The sequence below is a fragment of the Micromonospora sp. NPDC003944 genome, from assembly GCF_053605225.1.
The window spans coordinates 1-1,353 of record NZ_JBSGIV010000146.1 but is presented as its reverse complement, the minus strand read 5'-3'; the positions used below and the strand labels follow the sequence as shown (position 1 = coordinate 1,353).

At 66.0% G+C, this 1,353-nt stretch carries 2 protein-coding genes; both read right to left on the bottom strand.

The annotated features are described in order from the left end of the window. Positions 1–205: 205 nt before the first annotated feature. On the bottom strand, positions 206–439 hold the full coding sequence (locus tag ACWER9_RS31835; protein ID WP_030337431.1) for a DUF7455 domain-containing protein: 234 nt from the start codon (positions 437–439) through the stop codon (positions 206–208). Between the two features lie 245 nt (positions 440–684). Next, positions 685–1,353 (bottom strand): RNA polymerase sigma factor RpoD (gene rpoD / locus ACWER9_RS31830; protein ID WP_167735156.1); only part of this gene is annotated, 669 nt, incomplete at its 5' end.

Genomic DNA, 1,353 nt, shown 5'->3' with positions numbered 1-1,353 from the left:
GGAAGATCATGGATTCGAGGCAGGCCCGCAGCGCGGCCGGATCCGTGATCGTGGGCATCGGCGGCGACGAGTGGTCGACCCGCGGGGCGCGGGGCGCGGGGCGCGGGGCGCGGGGCGGTGCGGTTGGGCGGTTGGGCGGTTGGACAAGAAAGCCGGCCGGAGGCACCCTCGGGGTGCCTCCGGCCGGCTATGTCGGTTTGCGGATCTAGTTCGCCATCAGATCGGCGCCACGCCAGCTGAAATCGGGCTCCGTTGCGAACCGCTCGGTGATCTTCACGAGATCCTCCGCGTACTTGTTCGCGTGGTGCCCGCAGAACACCAGCTCGCTCCCACCCGCCAGAGTGATCCGGAGCTTCCCGGCAGCATTGCAGCGGTCGCACCGTTCATCGGCGGCTGGGGGTGCCACCGTCTCGGGCGGCGGCGTGAGGGTCGGGGTCATCGCCTTCCTCCTCTGGTCGTCACCGATGAACAATCTCTTCGGTCGTTGCTCACCTATCGTGCAACACCCTTACTAGGCACTGCCTTCCCTGTGTGCCCGCGGGGGACCGAGGTCACACCTGGAAGGGATAGTGTGCCGTGCACCCAGGGTGCCACGTCAACGATCACATTCGTGCATCCGGACGATCACCATCTGGTGTTGCACGCCAGGTGGTCAAAACGACACGTTCGGTTGACGAAACCGGCTCAGTCCAGGTAATCCCGGAGGACCTGCGACCGGGACGGGTGACGCAGCTTGGACATCGTCTTGGACTCGATCTGCCGGATCCGCTCGCGGGTCACCCCGTAGACCTGGCCGATCTCGTCGAGCGTCCGAGGTTGGCCGTCGGTCAGGCCGAAGCGCAGGCGTACCACACCCGCCTCACGCTCGGAGAGCGTCTGTAGCACCTGCTGGAGCTGGTCCTGCAGGAGCGAGAACGAGACCGCGTCGACCGCGACGACGGCCTCGGAGTCCTCGATGAAGTCACCGAGTTGGCTGTCGCCCTCGTCGCCGATGGTCTGGTCCAGTGAGATGGGCTCCCGAGCGTACTGCTGGATCTCCAGCACCTTCTCGGGTGTGATGTCCATCTCCTTGGCCAGCTCCTCCGGGGTGGGCTCGCGGCCCAGATCCTGGAGCAGCTCACGCTGTATGCGGCCGAGCTTGTTGATGACCTCGACCATGTGCACCGGGATGCGGATGGTGCGGGCCTGGTCGGCCATGGCGCGGGTGATGGCCTGTCGGATCCACCAGGTGGCGTACGTGGAGAACTTGTAGCCCTTGGTGTAGTCGAACTTCTCCACGGCCCGGATCAGGCCGAGGTTGCCCTCCTGGATCAGGTCGAGGAACGCCATGCCACGGCCGGTGTAGCGCTTGGC

What these genes read in the sequence shown, in the direction of transcription:
- ACWER9_RS31835 (WP_030337431.1), bottom strand. Translation starts at nt 439, where the DNA reads ATGACCCCGACCCTCACGCCGCCGCCCGAGACGGTGGCACCCCCAGCC.